We start from the raw sequence: 22059 nt of genomic DNA, 5'->3' as shown, positions 1-22059 counted from the left end.
TTTAAATAATTATATGTAAGTAAGCGTTATAACATCAGTATGTTAAGCTATAAGCAGAGTTCTAAAATGTACATAAAAGTATTTAGTATCAGACATGAATCAATTCATCAAGCCTATTGTTGTAGTAACACTGATTTTATTGCTGCCTCGTTGCCGTTATATTTTATCCTCAATAGTGACGATATGGGTGGTCAGTGTTTTGATTAGCAGGATGGCGTTAGGTATGCATTGGCCGCAAGATCTTATGATGTCAACGTTAATTAGTGCGACATTGGTGATGGTTATGTGCTATCTCACAGAAAAATGGCGCTTAATTAACGATTATAAGTACCTAGACCCAAAATAGATTTCAATTTGCAGCGCGGCGGCAAGTGAACACATTCCCAGGAGCATAGATAACGATGTGACTGGGGTAAATGCAAGCAGCCAACAAGGCAGCAACTTGAAAGATGAAGGGTATATAACGTCCTCACTTCAAATAAGGTCTTAATATGTAATTGCTTCCTATTTACACTAAGTTAATGAGAAGGCATTAAGAAAACGCTGAAAGGGGCATTTATCGTGATAAATTGCTTCCTTTGTCCAGACTGGAAATGCTAATTTAACGAGCCGTTATGCCGGTTATTTGGCATAATATCCGAGCAACGATAGATAACAGGAAAAAATGTGAAATATTTTCTGATTTTATTACTGGTATTGGTGATCTTTATCATCTCTGTGACCCTTGGATCAAATAATGATCAGGTTGTTACTTTTAACTATCTGATTGCTAAAGGGGATTACTCGGTATCTACACTTTTGGCCGTATTGTTTGCTAGTGGTTTAGTGTTAGGCTGGGTTATTTGTGGATTATTCTATCTTCGTGTTCGTTTGTCATTAGCAAGGGCAGAACGCAAGATTAAGAGATTGGAAGCACAACTGGAGCTTCCAGTTGCTCATTCATCACCTATACTTAACAGGGAATAAACTCCTATGTTAGAGCTGCTGTTTCTGTTGCTTCCCGTGGCCGCTGCTTATGGTTGGTATATGGGGCGCAGAAGTGCTCAACAGGATAAGCAACAAAATGCTGATCGTTTGTCTCGGGAATATGTAGCCGGGGTTAACTTTCTCCTGTCAAACCAGCAGGATAAAGCCGTGGATCTGTTCCTTGAAATGCTAAAAGAGGACAGTTCCGCTTTTGAAGCTCACCTGACTTTGGGGAATCTGTTCCGTTCCAGAGGGGAAGTAGAGCGAGCTATCCGTATTCACCAATCGCTTATAGAAAGTGCATCTCTGACGTTTGAGCAGCGTCTACTCGCAATTCAACAACTAGGTCGTGATTATATGTCAGCGGGTTTATATGATCGCGCTGAAAATATGTTCTCTCAGTTGGTGGTTGAAAAAGAGTTTCGGCAAAATGCCTTTCAATCGCTTCTGGTTATTTATCAGGCAACTAGTGATTGGAAAAAAGCGATTGATATTGCTGAAAAATTAGTTAAATCCGGTAAACATGAGTTACGACAAAAAATTGCCCATTTTTATTGCGAACTGGCTTTGCAAGAAATGAGTGGTGATGATCTTGATGAGGCTATTGGTTATCTCAATAAAGCTGTTCAAGCCGATAAAAATTGCGCCAGAGTTTCTATTATGCTGGGACGTCTATTTATGGCCCAGCAGGAATACACCAAAGCGGCAGATTCTTTGAAATCTGTTCTTGAGCAGGATAAAGAACTTGTCAGTGAATCATTACCCATGCTCCGGGAGTGTTATCAGCATCTGAATCAGGGTAATGAATGGGAAAATTTCCTGAGACGTTGTGTGGAAGAGAATAGTGGTGCAACTGCTGAGCTTATGCTGGCTGATATTATTGAGCAGAAAGAAGGGCATGAGGTCGCGCAAATCTATATCAACCATCAACTGAAACGTCATCCGACAATGCGCTTGTTTTGTCGTCTGATGGATTACCATCTGGCTGAAGCAGAAGAGGGCCGAGCGAAAGAAAGTATTGTTTTGCTGAGGGACATGGTTGGTGAACAAATTCGGACCAAACCCGATTATCGTTGCCATAAATGCGGCTTTACTTCTCATTCACTTTATTGGCATTGCCCATCATGTCGTTTATGGGACTCTATTAAACCTATTCGTGGATTGGATGGTCAGTGACAGTGTCACAGTAATATTTCTTTGTTGGTTAAAAAGGTTAAAAAATGACATCACATACCTTAACATCATTCGGTAAACAGATTAACTCGCCTGTAATTGTGGCTTTAGATTACGACAACCAAGATTCTGCATTGGCTTTTGCCGACAAAATTGATCCACAGGATTGCCGTTTGAAAGTGGGTAAAGAGATGTTTACCCTTAATGGTCCTCAGTTTGTTAAATCGTTACACCAACGTGGTTTTGAAGTATTTCTGGACTTAAAATTCCATGATATTCCCAATACTACAGCCAGAGCGGTGGCGGTGGCGGCTGAAATCGGGGTTTGGATGGTCAATGTACATGCCAGTGGTGGTGCCAGAATGATGACTGCTGCGAAAGAAGCGCTGCTACCTTATGGTAATGATGCGCCATTATTAATAGCTGTCACTGTATTAACCAGCATGGAACAATCGGATCTGCAAGACATTGGTATTAATATTACGCCAGCGCAACAGGCTGAAAGATTGGCAAAACTGACTCAGGAATGTGGGCTGAATGGTGTAGTGTGTTCTGCTCATGAAGCTCAGCAACTGAAAAAGGTTTGCGGTCAGGATTTCCAATTAGTCACTCCGGGAATTCGTCCGGCAGGCAGTGATGCGGGTGATCAGCGTCGTATCATGACACCAGAACAAGCGGTATTGGCTGGTGTTGATTATATGGTTATCGGGCGCCCGATTACTCGTGCAGCTGATCCTGCTGCGGCATTGCGTCAAATTAATCAATCCATTGCAGGAGCTTATTAATGCAAGATAATAATTCGCGCCTGGTCTATTCTACGGACGGAGGCCGTATTCAGGAAGAAGCGGTTAAACCTCCGCGGCCAAAAGGTGATGGTATTGTACGTATTCAGCGCCAAACCAGTGGTCGTAAAGGAAAGGGGGTCTGCGTAATTACTGGCATTGATACTGATGATCAGGCACTGATCAAACTGGCGGCTGAATTAAAGAAAAAATGTGGCTGTGGGGGTTCAGTAAAGGATGGCGAAATAGAAATTCAAGGCGATAAAAGAGACTTATTGAAACAATTACTTGAAGCCAAAGGTATGACAGTTAAATTAGCGGGTGGCTGATAGAAGGGCGGATATTCGCCCTTCATTTTATATTTCTCATTTTGATTATTGGTGGCGTTTTAAGATATTAATTAATAATATTGTCAAATATTTAAATTAAAAATTATTTACAATAAAGAGATGCGATAAATTATTATAAGTTTTCTATGAAAATAATTTAATGATATTATTCGCCTATGCTTAATAAATAATTCTATTTTTTACTGATATATCTTAGCAAGAAACAGTAGTAGGAAACTTAATATTATTTTGTGATTTTTCTTTATTTAAAATCGTTATTATGTGGAAATGAGTACCTTTGATGGAAAAGGTGGGAAATATTATAATTGTTTTAAAATCATAGAGATAACAATTTAAATCTATTTTTTTAGTAAAGAGGTTGACTATGGAGAACGATCGTTCTACCCTAAAAGGCATGGAAGGTGAGCAGGTGCCCAACATCAGGGAAAACATGTTGGATGCGGTAGAGGAATTGATTTATACAAGGGGGATTTCTGCTACAGGTATTGATCTTATAACGCGTACCACAGGTTCTTCACGTAAGACAATTTATCGTTACTTCGGTACGAAAGATGGGTTGGTCGAAGAGGTTCTTCGCCGACGAGATGAACGCTGGATGCGGTGGTTTACCTCATCAATCGCCGAATATAATACGCCTAAAGAAAAATTATTAAATATTTTTCTGGTATTACAAACATGGTTTGAAAGTGATGATTTCAGAGGATGTGCATTTATCAATACATCTGGTGAACGCCTTAATCCTGATGATCCGGTGAGAATCATTGCTAAGGAGCATAAAGAGAAAGTTTTTACTTATATTCTCTCTATTTGTGAAGAAATATCGCCAGACTCATCAGTAGATTTAGCCAGGAAATTTCTACTTTTGATAGAAGGTGCTATTACCATGGCTCATGTAATGAGTGACAAGAATTGTGTTTTAGATGCAATGAATATTGCAAAAGTATTATTAAGTGAATGCAATGTGAATTAATGGAAAATTTAATGAGGAGACAACATGTCTGATATAAAAGAAATTCGCCAGCCAGTACCCCCATTTACCCGGGAAACTGCTATTCAAAAAATTCGTTTGGCTGAAGATGGCTGGAATAGCCGTGACCCTGAGAAAGTATCATTAGCTTATTCATTGGATACTAATTGGCGTAATCGTTCTGAATTTGTTCACAGCCGTAAGGAAGCTCAAGAATTTTTAACCAGAAAATGGGAAAAAGAGCATGAATATCGACTGATCAAGGAGCTATGGGCGTTTACTGATCATCGGATAGCGGTTCGTTATGCTTATGAATGGTGTGATGATTCTGGCAATTGGTTTCGCTCATATGGTAATGAAAATTGGGAATTTAATGAAGAGGGTTTGATGTATAACCGCTATGCTTGCATTAATGATCTTCCAATAAAAGAGTCTGAACGAAAATTTCATTGGCCTTTAGGCCGTCGCCCTGACGATCATCCCGGATTATCTGATTTAGGATTGTGATTTAATCATTAGGTAAAGCCGTAGGTTTGGCAGCCACTCTTTTTTCAGGTGACGGCCAGGACGCTGCCGATGTGCGGTATTCTCTGCCGTCGGTGCTGTCGGATTCTGATTAACAGAAGAATCTATAAGGTTCGTACCTTGAATCTATCGTTTGAGGCAGGACAGATTTCGGTTAATGCAGTCCGTGACCTGATGAAGTTCGTCAGCGGGAATATCATCAGTTACATTCCGTGCAGTATGAGCGAAATTGGCGGCGACATCCGCTACTTCATCAATAATGCTGTTCATTCTGGCCGGTGAGATGCCCGCATTATTGGCAACCTTCAACAATATGGTGCGGGTGATATCCGTTCCGTGGCCAGTCACCGAGGTCTGATGTTGTCCTCCGGGGCCGTCCGCAAAGGTCAAATCATAGGCGGGGGACACTACCCACTCATTGCTTTTATTCAAAATGAAGGAGAAATTCTTCACATGATCATCACGATTATGCATCAACACATTGAACACCATGCGGCGGGCTTGGATTTCTCGTTCAACAACAGAGCGCGTGATAGAGCCAGTCGCCCGTAAGATATCTATGTAATCCATACAGGGTAATCGGAAGTCGGCATGTAGGGCGCCGGCCATACTCAGTACTGGCATTCGCATTCCATTCTCGCGATCAAATCGCTGGACACCAAATGCGGCGAGTCCTCCTTCAAGGCGGAAATAGCGACTTGTGGGGAAATTAATGCCCGCCATTCTGGCAGTACAGGCATACGCTTCTTCAAGGGCACAGACCCAAGGATTTTCCTCTGCTGCGGGGAATTTGACCAACCAAGGCTCACTCCCTGGGAACGCCGTCGTTTTCATTTGGCCGGTGGAGGGATTATATTCTACCTGTGCTTTTGGTCTGGCTCCGTGAGGCGAGCCACCAAGCAGGAAAAGTTCACGCAGTGCTTCCGAGTCCTGACCAGTGACTTCCTTACGGATTTGTTTGGCCAGCCCGGTCAAGTTTAGAATACTATATTTGTCTTGCTGGTCGTCTGGTAAAGGCAGAGCAGGTTGGTAGGTCAAAGCCCCCATCGTGTTATCGCCTAGCAATGCAAGGCGTTCCAGGACGGAAATCCGCCCAGGATCGACATAATTACGGCGAAGGAACCGGTCCATAAGCAGCCGTCCCCACCCATCCGGCAGAGAATCTGCAATGAAGCCAGGGAGCCAGTCCTGAAAGTGTTCAAAATTTGCGTAAGTATTAGTGGAAAGTGGCAGTTGCAGAGGCGAGAATTCGATGCCGCTCTCAAGAGCTTTGTGGGTGTACTCAAATAAATAGCGGGCATGTACGGTACTTTCGGCCAGATGACCCAATATCCACTGTTCTCCATGACCGTTGTAGATCACCTGTAGTCGGTCCAGTGACCGGTACTGAAAGTTTCGCGTCGTCATTTTTTTGCGTTCCCTGATTGATGAGCGAGGCCATTGCCGGAGAGTTTCCGAGACGAACGTTGGGTTCGCCGGGCGCGCTGGCGAACCGGCGCTTTCATGGCTTTGAGTTGAGCAATGCTGGTCGGTTGTAGCATAAACAGGGACTTAATTTCGTTCTCCAGCCGCAGAGCAAAAACGACTTTCATGAAATTTTCAAGCGTACCCCGCCCGCTGCTTTCAATTTTTTTGAGCGCTGAGACAGAAATACCGCTTCTGGACGCCAGCTCTGTCTGGAGCATGTTACGTCGTAGCCGATGTTCCCGGAGGCGCTGTCCAAGTTCTGCTAGCAACTCCGATTCGGTATAAAGTATTAGAGCCACAAATGCACCTCTTAAGTTTAAATTTTATGGTTAAGAGATTTTATCATATCTCTTATTTTACCAAAATTTGACATGAAAAGAGAAGGATTTAAGAGTTCTATTTGAAGCTTATAAAGGTATTTAAGATACTTTAAAGTGTTATATAAGTCTTTTAAGAAAAAAATATCAGCGATATACCCGCCTGCTGGTAGGTTCATCAGCTAAATTTTCAGTCGATCGGAACTGAGCAAAAAAATTTGCTGAGTGACGAGCCAAATGGGGGCCTCGGCTACGTTTCAAACAGTTCATAAATCGGGTTTATTCGTGTTGACCTCCTTAAGGATTTATTGTCATACTTACCTATACATCAAATTTTGAAATGTGAGGTAATGTGGCAAAACATCCTGTAGAACAATCACCTAAACTTGATTTCTCAAATTTAGATTTTGTTAAATTCGGGGAATACCTCAGTGAATATAGTATTGTTGATAAACAAGGAAGATACCTTCATTGGAGTCAGCTTAAGTGGCGAGTTCCTAGTAAAGAAGCTGAACACATCTGGTATGCAGTAAAGTTCTGTAGAGATCAGGTAAAAAAAAGTACGGGCTTATTTGATAAAAGCGGGAATGAGTTTAGTTTTTGTATACATGATTCACTAGAGCCAAAGTTGCACAAAATTGTACAACTTGGTGCAGGTAAAGTCGCTGCAATTGCAGGATCTCAAGCATCAGATAATATTCAACAGAATTACTTAGTATCATCTTTACTGATGGAAGAAGCCATCACCAGCGCTCAATTGGAAGGCGCAGCAACTACCCGAGCTGACGCAAAAAAAATGCTAGAGGAAGAATTAGCGCCCAGTACTCCTGATGAGAGAATGATTCTGAACAATTATATGCTATTAAAGCTAGCGGATAAAAGAAAACAAGAACCCCTTACAAGGGATCTGATGCTTGAATTTCACAGAATAGCGACTAATGGTGTATCTGAAAACGAAAATATACCGGGGGAATTTAGATGCAGTAATGATATTTACATTGGAAATGATGACAATCCATTATTTTACCCGCCAAACTATAAGGAGTTAGAAAATAGGTTAGAAGCATTATGTGCTTTTGCTAACGAAAATCATAATGGAGAGGATGGCAGGAAATTTATACCACCAGTAATAAAAGCGATTATTCTTCATTTTATGATGGGGTATGAACACGCATTTAGAGACGGGAATGGCAGAACTGCAAGGGCAATATTTTATTGGTATATGCTAAAGAATGGATATGACATTTTTGAATATATTTCAATAAGCAAGGTTATCAAGGAGAACGCTAAAGACTATGGTATGTCATATCTTTATGTTCAAAAGGATTATGGGGATTTGACTTATTTTATCAATTTTAATGTTAATATTATTCTAAATGCATTTGATGAATTACAAGAGTATTTAAAAGTAAAAACAAAAGAATTCTATGAAATTGTCGATGTGTTGGAACATTCAAAGTATAAAAGTAAGCTAACCTTCATTCAGAAAGATTTAATCAAAAAAGGTGTAAAAGAACCCGGAAGATTGTTTAAAGTAAAATCAGTTCAAAATATATATGATGTTAGTGAAAATACAGCCAGGAAATTACTTAGAGAGCTTGAGTCAATGAATATATTTCTTCCTATAAAAATAAAACGAACAACTCATTATATTGCCCCCGCAGATCTACGTAGTCGGCTAAATAAGATATCAAAATCGTAGGATGCTTTTTCTTACTCCTCACGGCGCGAGGAGTGAGTCTGGATTCTAGTACAGTTTAAAATAAATAAGGCGAGAAAATATTCCTCGCCTCAATTTAGTGTTTCAAGTAATACAAAAAGACCTTTTAATTATCGATAAACAGAAAAGGGGCTATGCCGACGATTTTCTCTGTTATGAAATTACGATGCAGATTTACCGCAATAACTGAATAGATGACTGCGCCATCGGGGGTAAATGTTGCTTCCCGTCGCCGGCGTGAAAGAATAACAGTTGGTTCCAGCTTGGGTTCATAACCGCCGCCAAGGCCGGTATCATGAACTGATTTCATATTTATTCTGTTCAATTCTTCACGACAAGCAACAAAGGTTATTTCGTCGTACTTTGACATCCTTTCGTCTGTTTTCATCAGAGTAAAAATATCAGACAATTTTTTACGATTTCCCGCTTCTGGACTAACTAATAAGGCATCATATTTACTGGTAACAGTCTCGTCTGCTCTATTTTTCCATATTGCTGCTTTAACTTCCTCATCCGGCATTTTTTCGTAATATTTGATACCGTAATTTCTAACCTTACCATGGTTTGATGTATTAGCTTCTACTCCGGTAGCAAGTAAATAATTTTCAACATCATCGGCAGTCATATTCTGAATATCGTTTACGGTAAATGTCTTATCACCTATTTTTACACTGCTGGAGCTTGCTTTGCTGCCTGATTCAATCGTCGCATAAGGTTGCACAGTAAAACCACTATTACCCAATGTGACATCAAAAGGGGAATTCAAGGGATTTTCCGGTGCTTCCAATAATGTTTTGCCGTGAGGACCCAGAAATTGGATTGTTTTTCCTGCGGGGACTTGTGTCGCTGCACTATCAGAGAAAAAATATCCGTGGGAACTCAGCATCAATTTATTCGCAGATTGATTCGGTACCGTCCATAATTGGAATGCACCCCCAAGCTCAATTTTTTGTGGTTCAAATTGAGGATAACTTTCTTTCAAATGTTTAATTCTGGTTTCCGATTTTGTCTTTCTAATATCACCCGTTTCGATATCTGTTCCAGGTTGCTTATTTGCTTTCCTCCATTCTCTCACTCTATTTCGATAATCCGTTGCTGATTCGTTTGGCATTTTTTCAGGTTTGCCATTACCCACGCCCATTACGTTTCGGTGTGATTCATTGATGTTTATTTTGGTATTTGTCAGTGGGATTTGACTATCTCCTTTACCAGTATACGGTCGGATAACATACTCACTTTTGCCTTTAAATATGGCATATTCTGCTCTGAATCTATTTTCCGTCAATAAAGCGGAATTATTTTCTAGTAAATAATTAAGATCACTGAAATCAAATAATGTATTTTTATCGTTGACATAATATTTTGCTCCCACAATTCGCGACTCTTCCAGTAAAGAAAAGCCACCACTCACTTTCTTATCAATCACTTTGTTATCAATAGAAGTAAACCATGTTGGATAGCGATTATAGTAGATATGTAACATCTCGTGATATAAAGCGATAGCGGGTTCACGAGAGCGCCAGGGTTCCTCAATAAGCTTCTCTTCTGTATCAATAATATGATTATCAGGATCAAAAGTGATACTGCTGCCAGCGCTGTTACGGGCATAGAATTGCCCCTCTTTTTCACGTACAATTGCGTTCATGGTAGGTGGCTGAATATTTATACCTTGTTTCTCAATCTCTTGAATAACAATATTGCCGGATGGTATCCCCTCTATTTCATTGAGTATACGAGTGACTTGATTGATGAATATATCATTACCTGTTATTGTGATCCCGACAGGGGGAATATCGATATAGTTACTCTCTAACGATGTATACTGTACCGTTTTTAAGATATTACCCGAACTATATTTTGGCATCAGTGTGGTAGGTATTTCCTCGATGGAAAATGCAATTTTATTTACCACTGATTCGTTGTCAAAGGGAAAGGCTTTTCTTAATAAATAAGGAAATTCTGTTTTGATCGCATTAATTTTTTCAACCGAAATACTTAGGTTATTTTGCAATGGTAAGATGACTTCACGTATCCAGATCTGTTGGATATCTATTACCTCTGTGCTGAGTAGAATCGTGTTATCTCTAAGTTTTAGCGATTTTTCGAAAAAATGGGTTAACGTGTCAGTAATATCTGATAGTTTATCAATATCATATCTTTCACCATCTTTGAATGCGGTATTGATATGAATAAATGCATCCAATATATTATCATTATTAATATTTCTGTGTGCAGCTTCAAGTTCCTGATCTATTCTTTTACTTTGCTCCAGGATAATAAATTGATTAGATATATTGGCATGAGTAACCCAATGCCCATCTTTATCTAATTTAACTGCGGGCCAGTAACTAAATTGTTCGGGATAAGTTGGATTGACAACGCGCCAGGTGTGATTTGCATCATCCCATTTAACTTGATAGTGAGTGCCTGATTCCTTTATATAGTAGTTCTGTTTAACCGCTACTTCTACATTAGCAGGGCGTATTGAATAAATTCCTTTATATATTCCTTCATTTGTATGAAGGGCCATCCTATCGAGTGAAATATTTTTGACTTGCCATTCATTTTTAAGTTTACCTAATCCTCTGGTACTTTTTCCAAAAATATCAGCGAAACTTTTCTCAAGTTTAATGCTATTTCTCATGGCACCGACTGCGCTGATGACTCCCCGGTAAGTTAAGGTTAGTGTTGATCTGATAGGCAAAGGTTCGATTAAATCAATTAATCCACCGAGTATAATTCCAGAGGATTGACGTAAGGTTATTATTCCATGCTCTGGTAATGTCCTGACAACCGCTGTAATTAAAGCTCTTCCGGTCAGACCAGCTTGTCTGAGGCGCAATGTAGTTTGTGTTACTTTTGCGGCCATTGATTCAGTCAATGACATACCTAGGGTAGCAACAATCAAAAGCACATTTGCGGTATCAAAGACAATGGAACCAATATCCTCTCCCGTTAATTTATATTCACTATCGGTCGTTGATTTATAGATAACATTATAGAAAGGAATAAGAATGGTTGCTGCTATATGCCAACCAGAGGTAATGTCCAGCGCCTGTTTACTTTTTATTGCAATATCATTTAAACCTTGCTGGATGACTGTTGTCGTAACAGAAAGTAAGTTCTCTTCTTTATAAAAATTAAATCTAGGTGAACCAGTGAAACTAATTCCTACATTCATTCCTGACGTTATACCATAATAATCATTCCAGAATGCATCGTAAGAATGTTTATATCTGCTTGTTTCTGCGAAGCCGCTCAAGGTTTTGGCGCGTTCATAACCCGTTGGGAAAAGTCTTTTTCCGGTGTTGACTATCATATTTGGCATTAATATTCCCATGCCTATCTCAATTTTTCTTTCAATTAAAAATAATGCATTGGGTTTAGACATGGCACGTAAGGTCGGATTGTTATCAACTTGCTGCTGGGAGTATTTTTTTGCTTTCACGCCGCCTTGGATCGTTGAAACAACCAACCAATTACCTTGATACATTTTTATCATGGCGACATTTCCCATACCCTGTTCGACTGAATAGAGAAAAGCCTCTTCTGGTGGGTTAATAATCTCTTCGACAGTTAAGTGTGCAGCGGGAGATGAAAGGATTAATTTACTGAACGAAATAGATTCATAATGACTGTATTTGTTTTTATAAACATTAAATTGCTCATTAAAATTGTATTGTGAATCAAATTTATCTCTCTTTTTGAAATCGATAAAAGAAAAGTATCCTGCGGGCTTTACGTTGTTTTTATTGAAAGGGTTAAGTTTTCGTTTGTCGTTTTCGAATAATTTTATTGTTTCTAAGGTGGAGTAATTAAATGCTTGTTCTGTATTAGTATTCTCTTTTCTCATGCGATAAATAATTGCTGCTGTTAAAATAATACAGCCTTCCATTTCAATATGTTTTGATTCTTGGTAAAGAACATGGTCAGTATCATAGTGAATATTATTTCTTTTAAATAATAACTCAGCCTGATCTTGGGAAAAAATAATATCGCGATAATCACCATGACCTTTAGTCATTTTTTCGACTTTAGGGGCAATTTGATAGAGTAGAGCGCCTAACGAAGATAAGACTAATAAATGATATTTAGCAGCTTGTAGTGTTTGCAGGTCAAAGATGTCTTTCTGATTATATTCACTACGGTTTTGTTTTTTTATTGCTATCTCTTCTTTCGCTAATTGGGCTAATAGTATATCATCACCAATGTTAATACTTTGTTCTGTTTCTGGGTGAGTAATAGGTATACCTGGATTAATATTATTTAAGGCAATTAAATTCTCTACTTTTTCAATTCCTTTTTTATAGGATTTGAAAAGATCTGCTTTATCCTTAATTCGTTGGTTATAATCTGATTTTTCTTTATCGCCTAACTCTATATTACCATCTGACATGAAAGTGAGTAATACATCTGAATAGATCTTATCATCAATATCTCCTGTAGAGAATGCCTGACGATATATTTTCAGTAAAGGTTCTTCGGCATTGATACCAAGTTCTTCCCATATATCCACTTTAGTATTATTTGAATCTGTTTGGTCTTGATCGATTTTTTCCAGTTTGTCATAAATTTCTATTTTTGCTGTTAAAATATTTATTGCTGCATCGATATCGCTTGTATTGTAATTTTTTATAAAAAACAAGTTGAATATATTGTTAATATTATTCAGTAACTCAGAATATTTTATTTCAGTATATTCATTGAAAACAGCGCTCACTGCATTTTTTAAAGTATGTTGTAATTCGGCTGAAAATTTGTGATAAGAAAATAGACCTTCTACTATATATAAAGCCATTTCTTTAATATCAGATGTTATCCAGATTGGATGATTTTGATTACCTTTCATGAGGGAAATAAAATCATTATTGTCATTTTTATTACCTTCTATCTCATATTGCCAATATTTCCCATTGACTACAGTATATTCCTTTTCTTTTTCCTGATAAACTTCGTTTTCATTTGTAATATCGTATTCGGAATTTGACATATAATCCTCCAGGTTGATTAATTTTATTATTTATATAGCTATCGTAGTAAGCTGATTCACAGAGATTACTATTCATGCCAACATATTATGTTGTAATTTTTAATCCTAATCGTAAGGCAGAGTGATTATAATCAAACTGGTGTAATATCAAATATCAATTAATAACAATATAAAACTATTAATTAGTCCAATTATATATAAATGTTTATCTATTGTTTTTTATATACGGATAACAAACAAATCGGTACAGCCGTTGAGAAAGATAGTGGAGGGATGTTCTTAGGGGATAGGAATATTGGTAAAGACTTTCTGTGATAAGTTGTAAATAGGATAAATGATAAATATTTGTAAATAAATGAAAGGAGAACGTTCTCATTGAGTTAAGAGGGAACGGGCTAAGTATAGGATCTGTGATGTGTGATGCAGCCGTGTATTTAGGGAATAATGTAATTAAATCACGACTGCGCAATTGAAAATGAATTTATAAAATTATTTTATGTTTTCCACTTGTTGATCGTAGTTGCTTGTTGTACTGCTTCATTAGCAGATTGTTCAATTGACTAGGGGGAGTGGTGAATTATGGTTTCTTAGGCTCGTAGTTGAAGACTTCGAATTGTTGCCCTAAACCGATTTCCAGGTTGTACCAGGATTTTGGCCAGAAATCGTCAGTGAACCAACGAGAAAACGAAGTTGTGTTCGGGAAGCTAAACTCGCCGAAGTTGGGATCAAAAAAAATGACACCTTTCTGAGCATCCACATAGGCAGCTACAGTATGTCCAGCCATTTTTCCGAAAAAACTTATCTTCTTGTAGCCTGATCCTTTATCACCCGTATCTAGAATGGCGTCTAATAGGTCTTTTGTACCTTTGGTACCGGTTTGACCCACTACCTTGGATGAGTGTTCGTCCATGTCGTCGTTTTCTTGCATGCTTGGTTGAATGCCTTGCGTACCAAGCCAGTACTCGGTCATTGTACTTTGTTCATCATCCAGATAGCCGTCCATCTGTAACTGCTTAATGGAAAATAAAGTGTCTATATGAAATTTTCCCTTTTGGCCCCCGACATAGAGTTGGTCAAAGATACTTTCACCCTTGGCATGGGCGCTTATCCAGTGAGCCGATATAGACTCACAGACACCGCCTGAGGTGTCTTTGTGTTTCATGATTTGGTCCAGGAAGGTACCTTTAGTTTGGGCAAATTTGAAGGTGACTTGACCGCCATATTTGCTCGCCGAATTTCGGACTTTGCCTAATCTGGTTCTGACCCCGAAATGCATCATCCGGTCCATTATCATGTTGGGAGAGAATCGACTCTCTTGGTTTTTTTTGCCATCGGTGGTTAACTCACGATCGAGCATAGAATGGCTTGGTAGGTTACGTTGTAGAGTGGCTGAGAAACGTTCGCGTAACCCGGGTCTTTCTCTGTTAGTGTATTGAGAATTAAGTTCTAATGGAGTCGTGGTATTTATACCCTCTTGATCATGTTCAATAGAATCCGTTAGCTTTATTGGGTATTTTTTGGGTTTTTCTTTTTCACTGTATTCGTGTTCCATATATATTACCTCTAAGTTAATTCTCTGCTAATAATTCGAATTTATTTTTGATAAGTAATTGCGATTCTCATATGCAAATCTCGTAAAATATAATCAGCTTCTTTTCTTTGAAGAAGAAAACACTCTCCCGAACAATGTGTTTAATCTAGATATTCTTTCACTATTTCCTTGAGCCGTTACATTTCTTTTATTACTCTTAGGCATATAATTTTGCCATAGCTCTGGATTTTCATCCCAAGGTGCAATAGCTTCTTTATCATCCTTGTAAAAATGAATTCTATCTCCGAGCCTTTCTCTATTTCGATAAGCATAACGTAATTCAGAAGCGGTAATTGACTCACCGGGGCCGGCTTCAAAAGAATCAGAACCTTTGGTTTTATTAACAACTTGTTCGATATTCAGACCATCAAGAACAAAATGTATCTTTGTTCTCCCATTTTTGGCAGCCATTTCTATACCTAATTTGCTGCCTCTTTTCCAAAGCAATTTAGGTGCTAATGCGGAAAGAGCCCATGAGTGATAATAATCAGAATCATACTTACTGGCTGTTTTTTCATATATCTTAGAAAGATTAAATTTAGGATTTTTCTTTCCAGTATTAAAATAATCATTCCATAGAGGATACCATCCTCTTTCATCTGAAATAACATCCTGCTGTAATTTCTTTGACACTTTAATATTTCTAGAATATTTTTTGGGATCATCGAATAATTTTTCTATTTCCTTATCTATCTCGTCTGGGTCTTTTCCTGTATGCCTATCCCAAACATTCTTGGAAATACTATTATTATAAACATCTATAATCATTGGAATGCTCTCAGATTTCGTTGAATCAAAATCAGGATTAGCGCTTTTTATATAGCGTCCCCTTTTAGTCGCAAGCCCATAAAACAGATCGCCATTTTCTTGATTATAATGGGGTATTTCAGGACCCAATTCCAATGGGCTAGTCATATCCATATTTCCTTCGTTATTTGCAATAGTATCATTCAACTTAATTGCTGACTTTCTCTGTTTTTCTTTCTCATTATAGTCATGTTCCATATTATCACCTTTAGGTTGTTTCTCATTATATTTGTAGTCATTGGAATAAATGTTTACATCTTTCAATTATAATTGGAAAATTAAGTTTAATTTTCCAATTATTGAATATTGGTTTTGATGTTTCAAAAAAATATGTCTTTCAAGGCTTAATTTAGCCTGTTTTTTGCATCAACTATCCGTGCGTGATCTTATATTTCTCGGTTTCTTGCGTTTTTGAAAGATAAATGATGATGACGGTAGATTGGCATCACTATCATGAATAGGAGCAGATTTTTTCTCTTCAAAAATTATTTTTTCTTCAGGAATGATGTTCTTTTTTTCTATAGGCGATTGGCTTGGATTAAGATTAGCAATCTGTTTGATCTCTTTTGGATCATTAATTACCCGTGTGATAGCGTGGCCTGGAATTTCTGGTGAAATTAGCACTTCTTTATCGGCAAAAGCGTTTTGAGAGATGTCGCTATTTGCGGTACTAAAGAAGGTATTACTCGGTTTATTCAGATCGAAGATTTTAGTCGTGTCAGGCAGCTTATTCACGTCGATCTCTATTATTGGCGACCAATTTTTTTCTGGTCTTAGCCTTCTTTCTGATACTGGCCCAGCCTGATTCCAACTCCTTACCGTATTCTGCGCGGCCCCTAGTTCGTCACCTGTAGAGATATAAGGGCTTAATATATTATCCCCGGAAACATGTTGTGCAATAGGGATATTAGCGTTGGGGGAGGTAGCTATAATTGAAGCATGTGTCGGCCATTCTTTTAATTTTTTATATTCATCGGCTCTACCTTGATGTGTCTTTTCAAGTTCCGTAAATAGATTACCATCAGGTGGCACTGAAACTTGATCTTGTGTAATAGGATCTCGTTTATCTGAGGCTATCATACGGATTGCACGGAATAATTTTTCTCGACCCGTTCTATTAATAAAATCCTTAGGTGTTTCATATTCATCTTCCATATTAGGCGTATTTTGATTATTTCTAGGTAAATCTAATACTGGTGCAAATAGTTTTTCTTCGTAATTATCTGACTGTGTTGATCGTTTTCTTTTTCTATCATTGGTTTTACCGTATTCGTACACCATAATTATCACCTATAAGTTTTTATACTTGTTATCTTTCAAGTTGCCTCTTTGTTGGCTGCGTTCACTTACCCCAGTCACATCGTTATCTATGCATCCTGGGGATGCGTTCACTTGCCGCCGCGCTGCAAATTGCAATCTATTGGGTATAGTGAAAAGTATTCATCTTTGGTTTTGTTATATTAGCAATTGTACTGTAATCAAGATGTTAATTGAATACGGGGTACTTCAACCACATCATCATAACGTTTGCGTTGGTTGATATCGTCGGCCTGAGCGGTAAAACGATTATTTTCATCTACCTTGAGGGCTGGCAATCCAAGACGATGGGTAATGCCTGGTAAAAAGTGATCAATACCTTCATGGGATTGCAGATGAGCATTACCATAGATGGCAACGAACTTCTCTCCCGCAGGCAATTGTTGTAAACGCTCAACTGCCACATTATTAGCCGCCCCGGCACGATACATCAGGCCATGCTTTCCTTCGGAAGGGCGAGTTGTGCTGTTGTTATCTAGAGCAATGATTTTCATCTGCTTGCTTCTGGCCTGTTCAAACAAATTTGTAGATAAATGCTTGGTCTTAAGCATTGCGGCCAGCTCAGCGGGCATGGGTTCATTCTCGCTTGTCAGGAATTTATCTATCAACGGTTGAGCTAAATCTGAGCGTAAGTGCTCCAGACCAATGACCGTCACGCCATGCGCTTTTAATACATCCATCTGCTCTTCGACAAAACGTAATCCGTTCAGATCTGAGCCATGACTTTCACCGATCAGTAACCCTTGACGATCTTTAAGTAAAAGAGACAACTGGCTATTCAGATCCATGCTGTTATCCAATTGATGATTAAATTGCGTCAGCGCATCTGAGGAAAATTGCTTATCCCAGGCAGCGACATCCGTGTTATGTGAGCTGTGATATATTGCTTCCATTTGTGCCAATCTGCCTTGTTCCAGTTGGGTCAGATAAGCCGGATTAGCAAACCGGTTGAGTAAAATTGTCTCTTGTGATTTAGCAGAACCTGGTTCGGCTTGTTTGGCTGCTTCCTTAAGGAAATAGACTGCCATCTTCACACTTTCAACTCCTCCGGTCATATCTAGCAGCTCGTTATAGCTGTAGCCAAGATGGGCCTGTTTATTCTGTTCATCAAGCCGTGCATGAGTCAGTACCCCTTGACTTTGGGCAGTATCCAGCCACGTTTTGAAGTCATTAAATTGATCGCCTAGCTCCACGTGGAATTTAGGTTCAAAGGGAAGATTGTCGGGAACTTTTCCCTGATAGCCTGTTTTGGCCGCAAGATAGGGATCTTCTTTCACCCAGCGTACCATCAGGTCGGTCAGCCCAGGTGTATTACCTTTGGCCTCATCACGGGCAATCTGGTAGATCTGTGATGCCATTGCAGGGCGGGTTTCCGCCACTTCCAACAATGGGTTGCGTACTTCCTGCAAAGCACCGGTAAACATCAAGTCTTCCAACTGTGTCTGTGTTCTTCTCAGGGCAGTATTACGTTTAGAATCAGGATGTTCCTCAAGATAACGGGTAATACGTCGATGTAATTCGAAACCTGCCGTGAATTGCTCATTGCCACTCAGATTATGGAGATGCTCAAGTTCATCCAGAATTCCTTGATAGGAGGGACCAATCCGTTTGGCAAAGATCGCAGCCCCTTTACGTAAATTATCGCTGGTGATGAGGTCATGGAGTAATGGATTGTTCTGATGACTTTGAGGCAATTCTAGTGCTTGTTCCGATGATTTCTCTTTAGCATTGCCTAATTGAATCGACGGTTTTTTTGTTCTTTCGACGGTTTTATCGTGCTCAAATACCATATTATCACCTGTGAATTTTCAGTAAGAGGCATGTTGGAAATAAATACTATATGGATTGGCTATTGTCATTTTATTTTTTAAAAATAAAGTTAAGTGTATTTTAATATATAAATAAAGTGATTTTGTAAGAAATATTAATTGGTATTGAAATGATTGTTTTTATATCCTTTATCTTTCAATTTGCTGCTTTCACTCACCTTAGTCACATAGTCATCTATGCTCCTGGGGATGCGTTCACTTGCCGCCGCGCTGCAACTCTAAATCTATTGGGTATATATTAATGTAAATTAAAGGTTTTGAACTCCTTTTAATTGTTCTGATTTGTATTCTGAAACAATAATATCAATATTATTTATCCTGACAACAGCACTATGGCTATTTTTCCAGGTTGAAAGAATATCTTTTATTTTGGATGAATAATCAAAGTGGGTAGTGCCAGAAACTTCAAGAATAATATTTTTATTATTCTGATTTTCATTATTTTCCTTAATAGATTTGGTTATCAGATTTACTTTCGCAAGGGCAAGGTGAACATCTTCTGTACCCCCTAAATCGGCACACAATTTGTTAAATAAAGCTTGGTTGATTTGCACATTATCCAGATTTGATTTTTGATCCACAGAAGTGGAAATTTGGCTAACGGGTTTTATGGTCTCTTTAATATCTTGCAGTTTTACCGGTGCGGTAATTGAATATAATAAAGAAAGGCGAGGGCGATTGCCGAGCGCTTGCCAAAAGTTACCTAAGCTATTTAGATTTTCTTGTGGTGGAATGACTCTGGTATATGCACCAGGAATTTTAGGTAATTGTCGATTGTTAACCAATGCATTTAAAATCGCTGTCATGACTTGCGCAGCTTGATTATTTGGTTGACTATCAGGATTAGCGCTATCGCTTGATGATTTACTTGGATGCCAGTAAGTAATTAAGTAGTTATAATTAATATTTACCCATCCTGGCAATAATGAGTTGGTGATGGGATTATAGCTTTTTGGTTCAGCAGCGCGTAATTGTAGATCTTCGTGTATATCATAAAGAAATACACTGACTGTGGGGGCTTCTGGGGTTGAATTTATTTCGGGTAGATCAAAGCGGATATCAATATTCTTTAAATACTGAGATAAAATATTATTTAATGCGTTATTAACTTCAATAATAGCATTGTTAGGATCAATTATATTTATCATATTAACTCCAATTCTATTAAATGTTTAAAAAACCAATCGACCAGTTTTATTTAATTCAAGTATCACAGCTCGCTCTATGTGTTTATTTTCAATGTGATCACCATTATCATCCGCGGCTAATATTGATGATAATAAGGCAATATTTCTGATATTAGCACCGGTTAGATTTGTTTGTTTAGCCAAATGCTCAAAATCAAGTTTATCTGATAAATTAAGTTGTTCAGGCCAAATAGCTTGCCACATGGCTTTGCGTAATATTTCATCGGGGTAAGTAAAGCGGGTAATAAAGGTAAAACGGCGATTAAACGCACTATCCAAATGGCTGCGATTGTTGGTAGCTAAAATCACCAACCCCGGATAATTTTCTAATCGCTGTAATAAGTAAGAAACTTCAATATTAGCATGTCTGTCTTGAGCATCTTTGGTTTCACTACGTTTGCCAAATAGAGCATCGGCTTCATCAAAAAACAACACCCCGGAATCGGCTTCGGCCAGGTCGAAAATACGGGAGATATTTTTTTCAGTTTCACCGATATATTTATTCACCACGGTAGAGAGATCGACTTTAATCAGATCAACGCCAAGATGCCCGGCAATCACTTCTGCGGCCATTGTTTTACCCGTCCCTGATTCGCCGTAAAATAGGGCGCTAATACCGGTACCATAACCTATTTTCTCCTGAAAACCCGCGTTTAATATTTGGTCTCGGTAATGAATGGCGGCAATAATTTCTTTCAGTTGTTGAGTTAATCCCTCTGAAATCACTAAATCATTAAAACGGCGTTTGGGGGTTATCCGTTGGGCTAATTTGCCGAAATTTTGTTGGGCGCGGAAATTTAACGCTTTACGCAAATCGATCTCCTTTAATGGGTCTTCCGGTTGCCGGAGTATTTGATATTGACTCGCTTCTTTAATAATTAACGGTAACGTTTCGGGAGTAAATGAAAAGCGCTGACATAACTGAGTAAGATTAATTTCACAATCGGTATTATCTGGCAGATTTTCTGTCAGCATCGATTTTTTCTCTGCCAGCGTGGCTATAGGCATCTCAATGTGTACCATTGGCAAGTGTTGAATCCATATGAATGAATCTCCCGGTTCTACCAGACAAACCACGCGTAATTTTGGTTGATTCAGCAGGGTGGATAATTCGCTTTGCCATATTTTCTTTTCCCCTGCAAGTAAAGAAAAATTACGAATTAATAAGCAAGCATCGTGTAGCCGGGCTTCCCGTATTGCATCTGTTAACAGGCTAGGTTTAGTATTGGTATTCCCTTCGTCCGGTAGATGGGTTAAATCAAGAACTAAGGTACTGATATTATGAAATGCCATAATATTACTGACCGCTAATTCTCTGGCACTGTCCTGTTTTCCTTTGAGGATCACCAGTGGGCGTACTTCATCTATTTCATTTAACAATATCTTGTTAAGTGAATGATAAAGGGTTTGCGGATACCAAGTCTGTGAGATAGAAGAATGCCAATAAGCACAGGTTATCAGGGGAGGTAAAATAACCCGTTGGCCGGATAAAAAATGCCAGACGCTACTGTGCGTTAAGAATTGCGTTTGTAGCCAAATGGGTTCCTCTTGGTTGTTGATCCGTAATAAATGATTACTGATTAATGGAGCTTGCGGTAAAAAATGGTTTTGAAATAATTGCCAATCACTTTGGTGTTGACTAAATAATTCAATTGCTAAAGCAAAACTGGGCCACTGTTTTTTACTGTTACCGTGTAGAGTAGCAAATAGCGCATGATAACGGTTGTCGAAATGCGGCAATAAACCTAATAATAAGGCATCACGTTCAAATTCAGTGAGTTCAAAACGTTCTATCAACAATGATAATGTACCGGTGATAGATTCATTCTCTATTTCCTTGTAATCAATAATATCACTTTGTTTTAACCAATGAGGTATGCCTAATGGTTTTACCAAACGTTGTTCTATTTCATCTTCGGTAAGTAAAAAACTCTCTGGTAAGGAGTCGTACCAATCTCTCTTTTGATAATAGTAGCGTTGTAATAGCAGATCAATACGCTCCAAATGAGGATAAATCCAACGTGATTCTGCTGCCATACAGTGGTTATTTTTTAGAGGGAAGTTCATATAA

At 38.5% G+C, this 22059-nt stretch carries 17 protein-coding genes and 1 pseudogene; 8 read left to right on the top strand and 10 right to left on the bottom strand.

Going from position 1 to position 22059, the window contains the following annotated elements; genetic code table 11:
• The first annotated feature begins 94 nt into the window (after positions 1 to 94).
• The 7 genes from EAE89_RS24280 (at position 95) to EAE89_RS03030 (ending at position 4745) form a co-directional block, all read left to right on the top strand.
• The gene (locus EAE89_RS24280; RefSeq protein WP_072161779.1) at positions 95 to 346 is read left to right on the top strand and encodes a phosphatase PAP2 family protein; all 252 of its coding nucleotides are present in this window, start codon (positions 95 to 97) and stop codon (positions 344 to 346) included.
• A gap of 320 nt (positions 347 to 666) precedes the next feature.
• On the top strand, positions 667 to 966 hold the full coding sequence (locus tag EAE89_RS03055) for a LapA family protein (protein ID WP_054475342.1): 300 nt from the start codon (positions 667 to 669) through the stop codon (positions 964 to 966).
• A gap of 6 nt (positions 967 to 972) precedes the next feature.
• Complete coding sequence (gene lapB / locus EAE89_RS03050) at positions 973 to 2142, top strand: lipopolysaccharide assembly protein LapB (protein ID WP_054475343.1); 1170 nt, start codon at positions 973 to 975, stop codon at positions 2140 to 2142.
• A 44-nt stretch (positions 2143 to 2186) separates the two neighbouring features.
• Positions 2187 to 2924, top strand: coding sequence for an orotidine-5'-phosphate decarboxylase (pyrF, locus tag EAE89_RS03045; RefSeq protein ID WP_054475344.1), 738 nt, complete (start codon positions 2187 to 2189; stop codon positions 2922 to 2924).
• Positions 2924 to 3250 carry a stress response translation initiation inhibitor YciH gene (yciH, locus tag EAE89_RS03040; protein WP_054475345.1) on the top strand — a complete coding sequence of 109 codons (327 nt, stop codon included), beginning with the start codon at positions 2924 to 2926 and terminating at the stop codon, positions 3248 to 3250. The genes pyrF and yciH overlap by 1 nt, the downstream gene beginning before the upstream one ends.
• A 385-nt stretch (positions 3251 to 3635) precedes the next feature.
• Positions 3636 to 4241 carry a TetR/AcrR family transcriptional regulator gene (locus tag EAE89_RS03035; protein ID WP_054475346.1) on the top strand — a complete coding sequence of 202 codons (606 nt, stop codon included), beginning with the start codon at positions 3636 to 3638 and terminating at the stop codon, positions 4239 to 4241.
• 33 nt (positions 4242 to 4274) lie between these two features.
• The gene (locus EAE89_RS03030) at positions 4275 to 4745 is read left to right on the top strand and encodes a nuclear transport factor 2 family protein (RefSeq protein WP_200905747.1); all 471 of its coding nucleotides are present in this window, start codon (positions 4275 to 4277) and stop codon (positions 4743 to 4745) included.
• Positions 4746 to 4889: 144 nt separating this feature from the next.
• Here EAE89_RS03030 and EAE89_RS03025 read toward each other — a convergent pair whose 3' ends face one another.
• From EAE89_RS03025 to EAE89_RS23950, 3 genes and pseudogenes are all read right to left on the bottom strand, one after another.
• A complete protein-coding gene (locus tag EAE89_RS03025; protein ID WP_214085356.1) occupies positions 4890 to 6170 on the bottom strand; it encodes a type II toxin-antitoxin system HipA family toxin in 1281 nt (426 codons plus the stop codon).
• Entirely contained in the window at positions 6167 to 6355 is a 189-nt protein-coding gene (locus tag EAE89_RS23450; RefSeq protein ID WP_244866122.1) for a hypothetical protein, read from the bottom strand. Before EAE89_RS23450 ends, EAE89_RS03025 begins: the two co-directional genes overlap by 4 nt.
• A gap of 30 nt (positions 6356 to 6385) precedes the next feature.
• A pseudogene (locus EAE89_RS23950) lies at positions 6386 to 6529 on the bottom strand (helix-turn-helix domain-containing protein); the annotation flags it as partial.
• A 370-nt stretch (positions 6530 to 6899) separates the two neighbouring features.
• Here EAE89_RS23950 and EAE89_RS24130 point away from each other — a divergent pair.
• Complete coding sequence (locus tag EAE89_RS24130; protein WP_054475354.1) at positions 6900 to 8249, top strand: Fic family protein; 1350 nt, start codon at positions 6900 to 6902, stop codon at positions 8247 to 8249.
• Between the two features lie 124 nt (positions 8250 to 8373).
• On the opposite strand, the gene EAE89_RS03010 is transcribed toward EAE89_RS24130, so the two are convergent.
• The 7 genes from EAE89_RS03010 to EAE89_RS02980 form a co-directional block, all read right to left on the bottom strand.
• The gene (locus tag EAE89_RS03010; RefSeq protein WP_214085355.1) at positions 8374 to 13257 is read right to left on the bottom strand and encodes a putative adhesin; all 4884 of its coding nucleotides are present in this window, start codon (positions 13255 to 13257) and stop codon (positions 8374 to 8376) included.
• 577 nt (positions 13258 to 13834) lie between these two features.
• Positions 13835 to 14809 (bottom strand): YopT-type cysteine protease domain-containing protein, encoded by a 975-nt coding sequence (locus EAE89_RS03005; protein WP_054475362.1) that lies wholly within the window; start codon positions 14807 to 14809, stop codon positions 13835 to 13837.
• Positions 14810 to 14902: 93 nt separating this feature from the next.
• Positions 14903 to 15853: a hypothetical protein gene (locus EAE89_RS03000; protein ID WP_214085354.1), complete on the bottom strand. Its 951-nt coding sequence runs from the start codon at positions 15851 to 15853 to the stop codon at positions 14903 to 14905.
• A 168-nt stretch (positions 15854 to 16021) separates the two neighbouring features.
• The gene (locus EAE89_RS02995) at positions 16022 to 16936 is read right to left on the bottom strand and encodes a DUF7587 domain-containing protein (RefSeq protein WP_054475366.1); all 915 of its coding nucleotides are present in this window, start codon (positions 16934 to 16936) and stop codon (positions 16022 to 16024) included.
• A 197-nt stretch (positions 16937 to 17133) separates the two neighbouring features.
• Positions 17134 to 18762, bottom strand: coding sequence for a membrane-targeted effector domain-containing toxin (locus EAE89_RS02990; protein ID WP_214085353.1), 1629 nt, complete (start codon positions 18760 to 18762; stop codon positions 17134 to 17136).
• Between the two features lie 287 nt (positions 18763 to 19049).
• On the bottom strand, positions 19050 to 19949 hold the full coding sequence (locus EAE89_RS02985; protein ID WP_214085352.1) for a Pvc16 family protein: 900 nt from the start codon (positions 19947 to 19949) through the stop codon (positions 19050 to 19052).
• Between the two features lie 24 nt (positions 19950 to 19973).
• On the bottom strand, positions 19974 to 22055 hold the full coding sequence (locus EAE89_RS02980) for an ATP-binding protein (protein ID WP_054475371.1): 2082 nt from the start codon (positions 22053 to 22055) through the stop codon (positions 19974 to 19976).
• Between the last annotated feature and the right edge of the window lie 4 nt (positions 22056 to 22059).

The organism is Photorhabdus heterorhabditis, assembly GCF_018448905.1.
Taxonomy (GTDB): Bacteria; Pseudomonadota; Gammaproteobacteria; order Enterobacterales; family Enterobacteriaceae; genus Photorhabdus; species Photorhabdus heterorhabditis.
Note: the sequence above shows the minus strand (reverse complement) of the source record. Positions and strands in the feature narration are given on the sequence as shown.

Excerpts from the sequence above, each read along its gene's own strand:
- EAE89_RS24280 (WP_072161779.1), top strand. The coding sequence starts at position 95 with ATGAATCAATTCATCAAGCCTATTGTTGTAGTAACACTGATTTTATTG.
- lapB (WP_054475343.1), top strand. The coding sequence starts at position 973 with ATGTTAGAGCTGCTGTTTCTGTTGCTTCCCGTGGCCGCTGCTTATGGT.
- pyrF (WP_054475344.1), top strand. The coding sequence starts at position 2,187 with ATGACATCACATACCTTAACATCATTCGGTAAACAGATTAACTCGCCT.
- yciH (WP_054475345.1), top strand. The coding sequence starts at position 2,924 with ATGCAAGATAATAATTCGCGCCTGGTCTATTCTACGGACGGAGGCCGT.
- EAE89_RS03035 (WP_054475346.1), top strand. The coding sequence starts at position 3,636 with ATGGAGAACGATCGTTCTACCCTAAAAGGCATGGAAGGTGAGCAGGTG.
- EAE89_RS03025 (WP_214085356.1), bottom strand. The coding sequence starts at position 6,170 with ATGACGACGCGAAACTTTCAGTACCGGTCACTGGACCGACTACAGGTG.
- EAE89_RS23450 (WP_244866122.1), bottom strand. The coding sequence starts at position 6,355 with ATGAAAGTCGTTTTTGCTCTGCGGCTGGAGAACGAAATTAAGTCCCTG.
- EAE89_RS03010 (WP_214085355.1), bottom strand. The coding sequence starts at position 13,257 with ATGTCAAATTCCGAATACGATATTACAAATGAAAACGAAGTTTATCAG.
- EAE89_RS03005 (WP_054475362.1), bottom strand. The coding sequence starts at position 14,809 with ATGGAACACGAATACAGTGAAAAAGAAAAACCCAAAAAATACCCAATA.
- EAE89_RS03000 (WP_214085354.1), bottom strand. The coding sequence starts at position 15,853 with ATGGAACATGACTATAATGAGAAAGAAAAACAGAGAAAGTCAGCAATT.
- EAE89_RS02995 (WP_054475366.1), bottom strand. The coding sequence starts at position 16,936 with ATGGTGTACGAATACGGTAAAACCAATGATAGAAAAAGAAAACGATCA.
- EAE89_RS02990 (WP_214085353.1), bottom strand. The coding sequence starts at position 18,762 with ATGGTATTTGAGCACGATAAAACCGTCGAAAGAACAAAAAAACCGTCG.
- EAE89_RS02985 (WP_214085352.1), bottom strand. The coding sequence starts at position 19,949 with ATGATAAATATAATTGATCCTAACAATGCTATTATTGAAGTTAATAAC.
- EAE89_RS02980 (WP_054475371.1), bottom strand. The coding sequence starts at position 22,055 with ATGAACTTCCCTCTAAAAAATAACCACTGTATGGCAGCAGAATCACGT.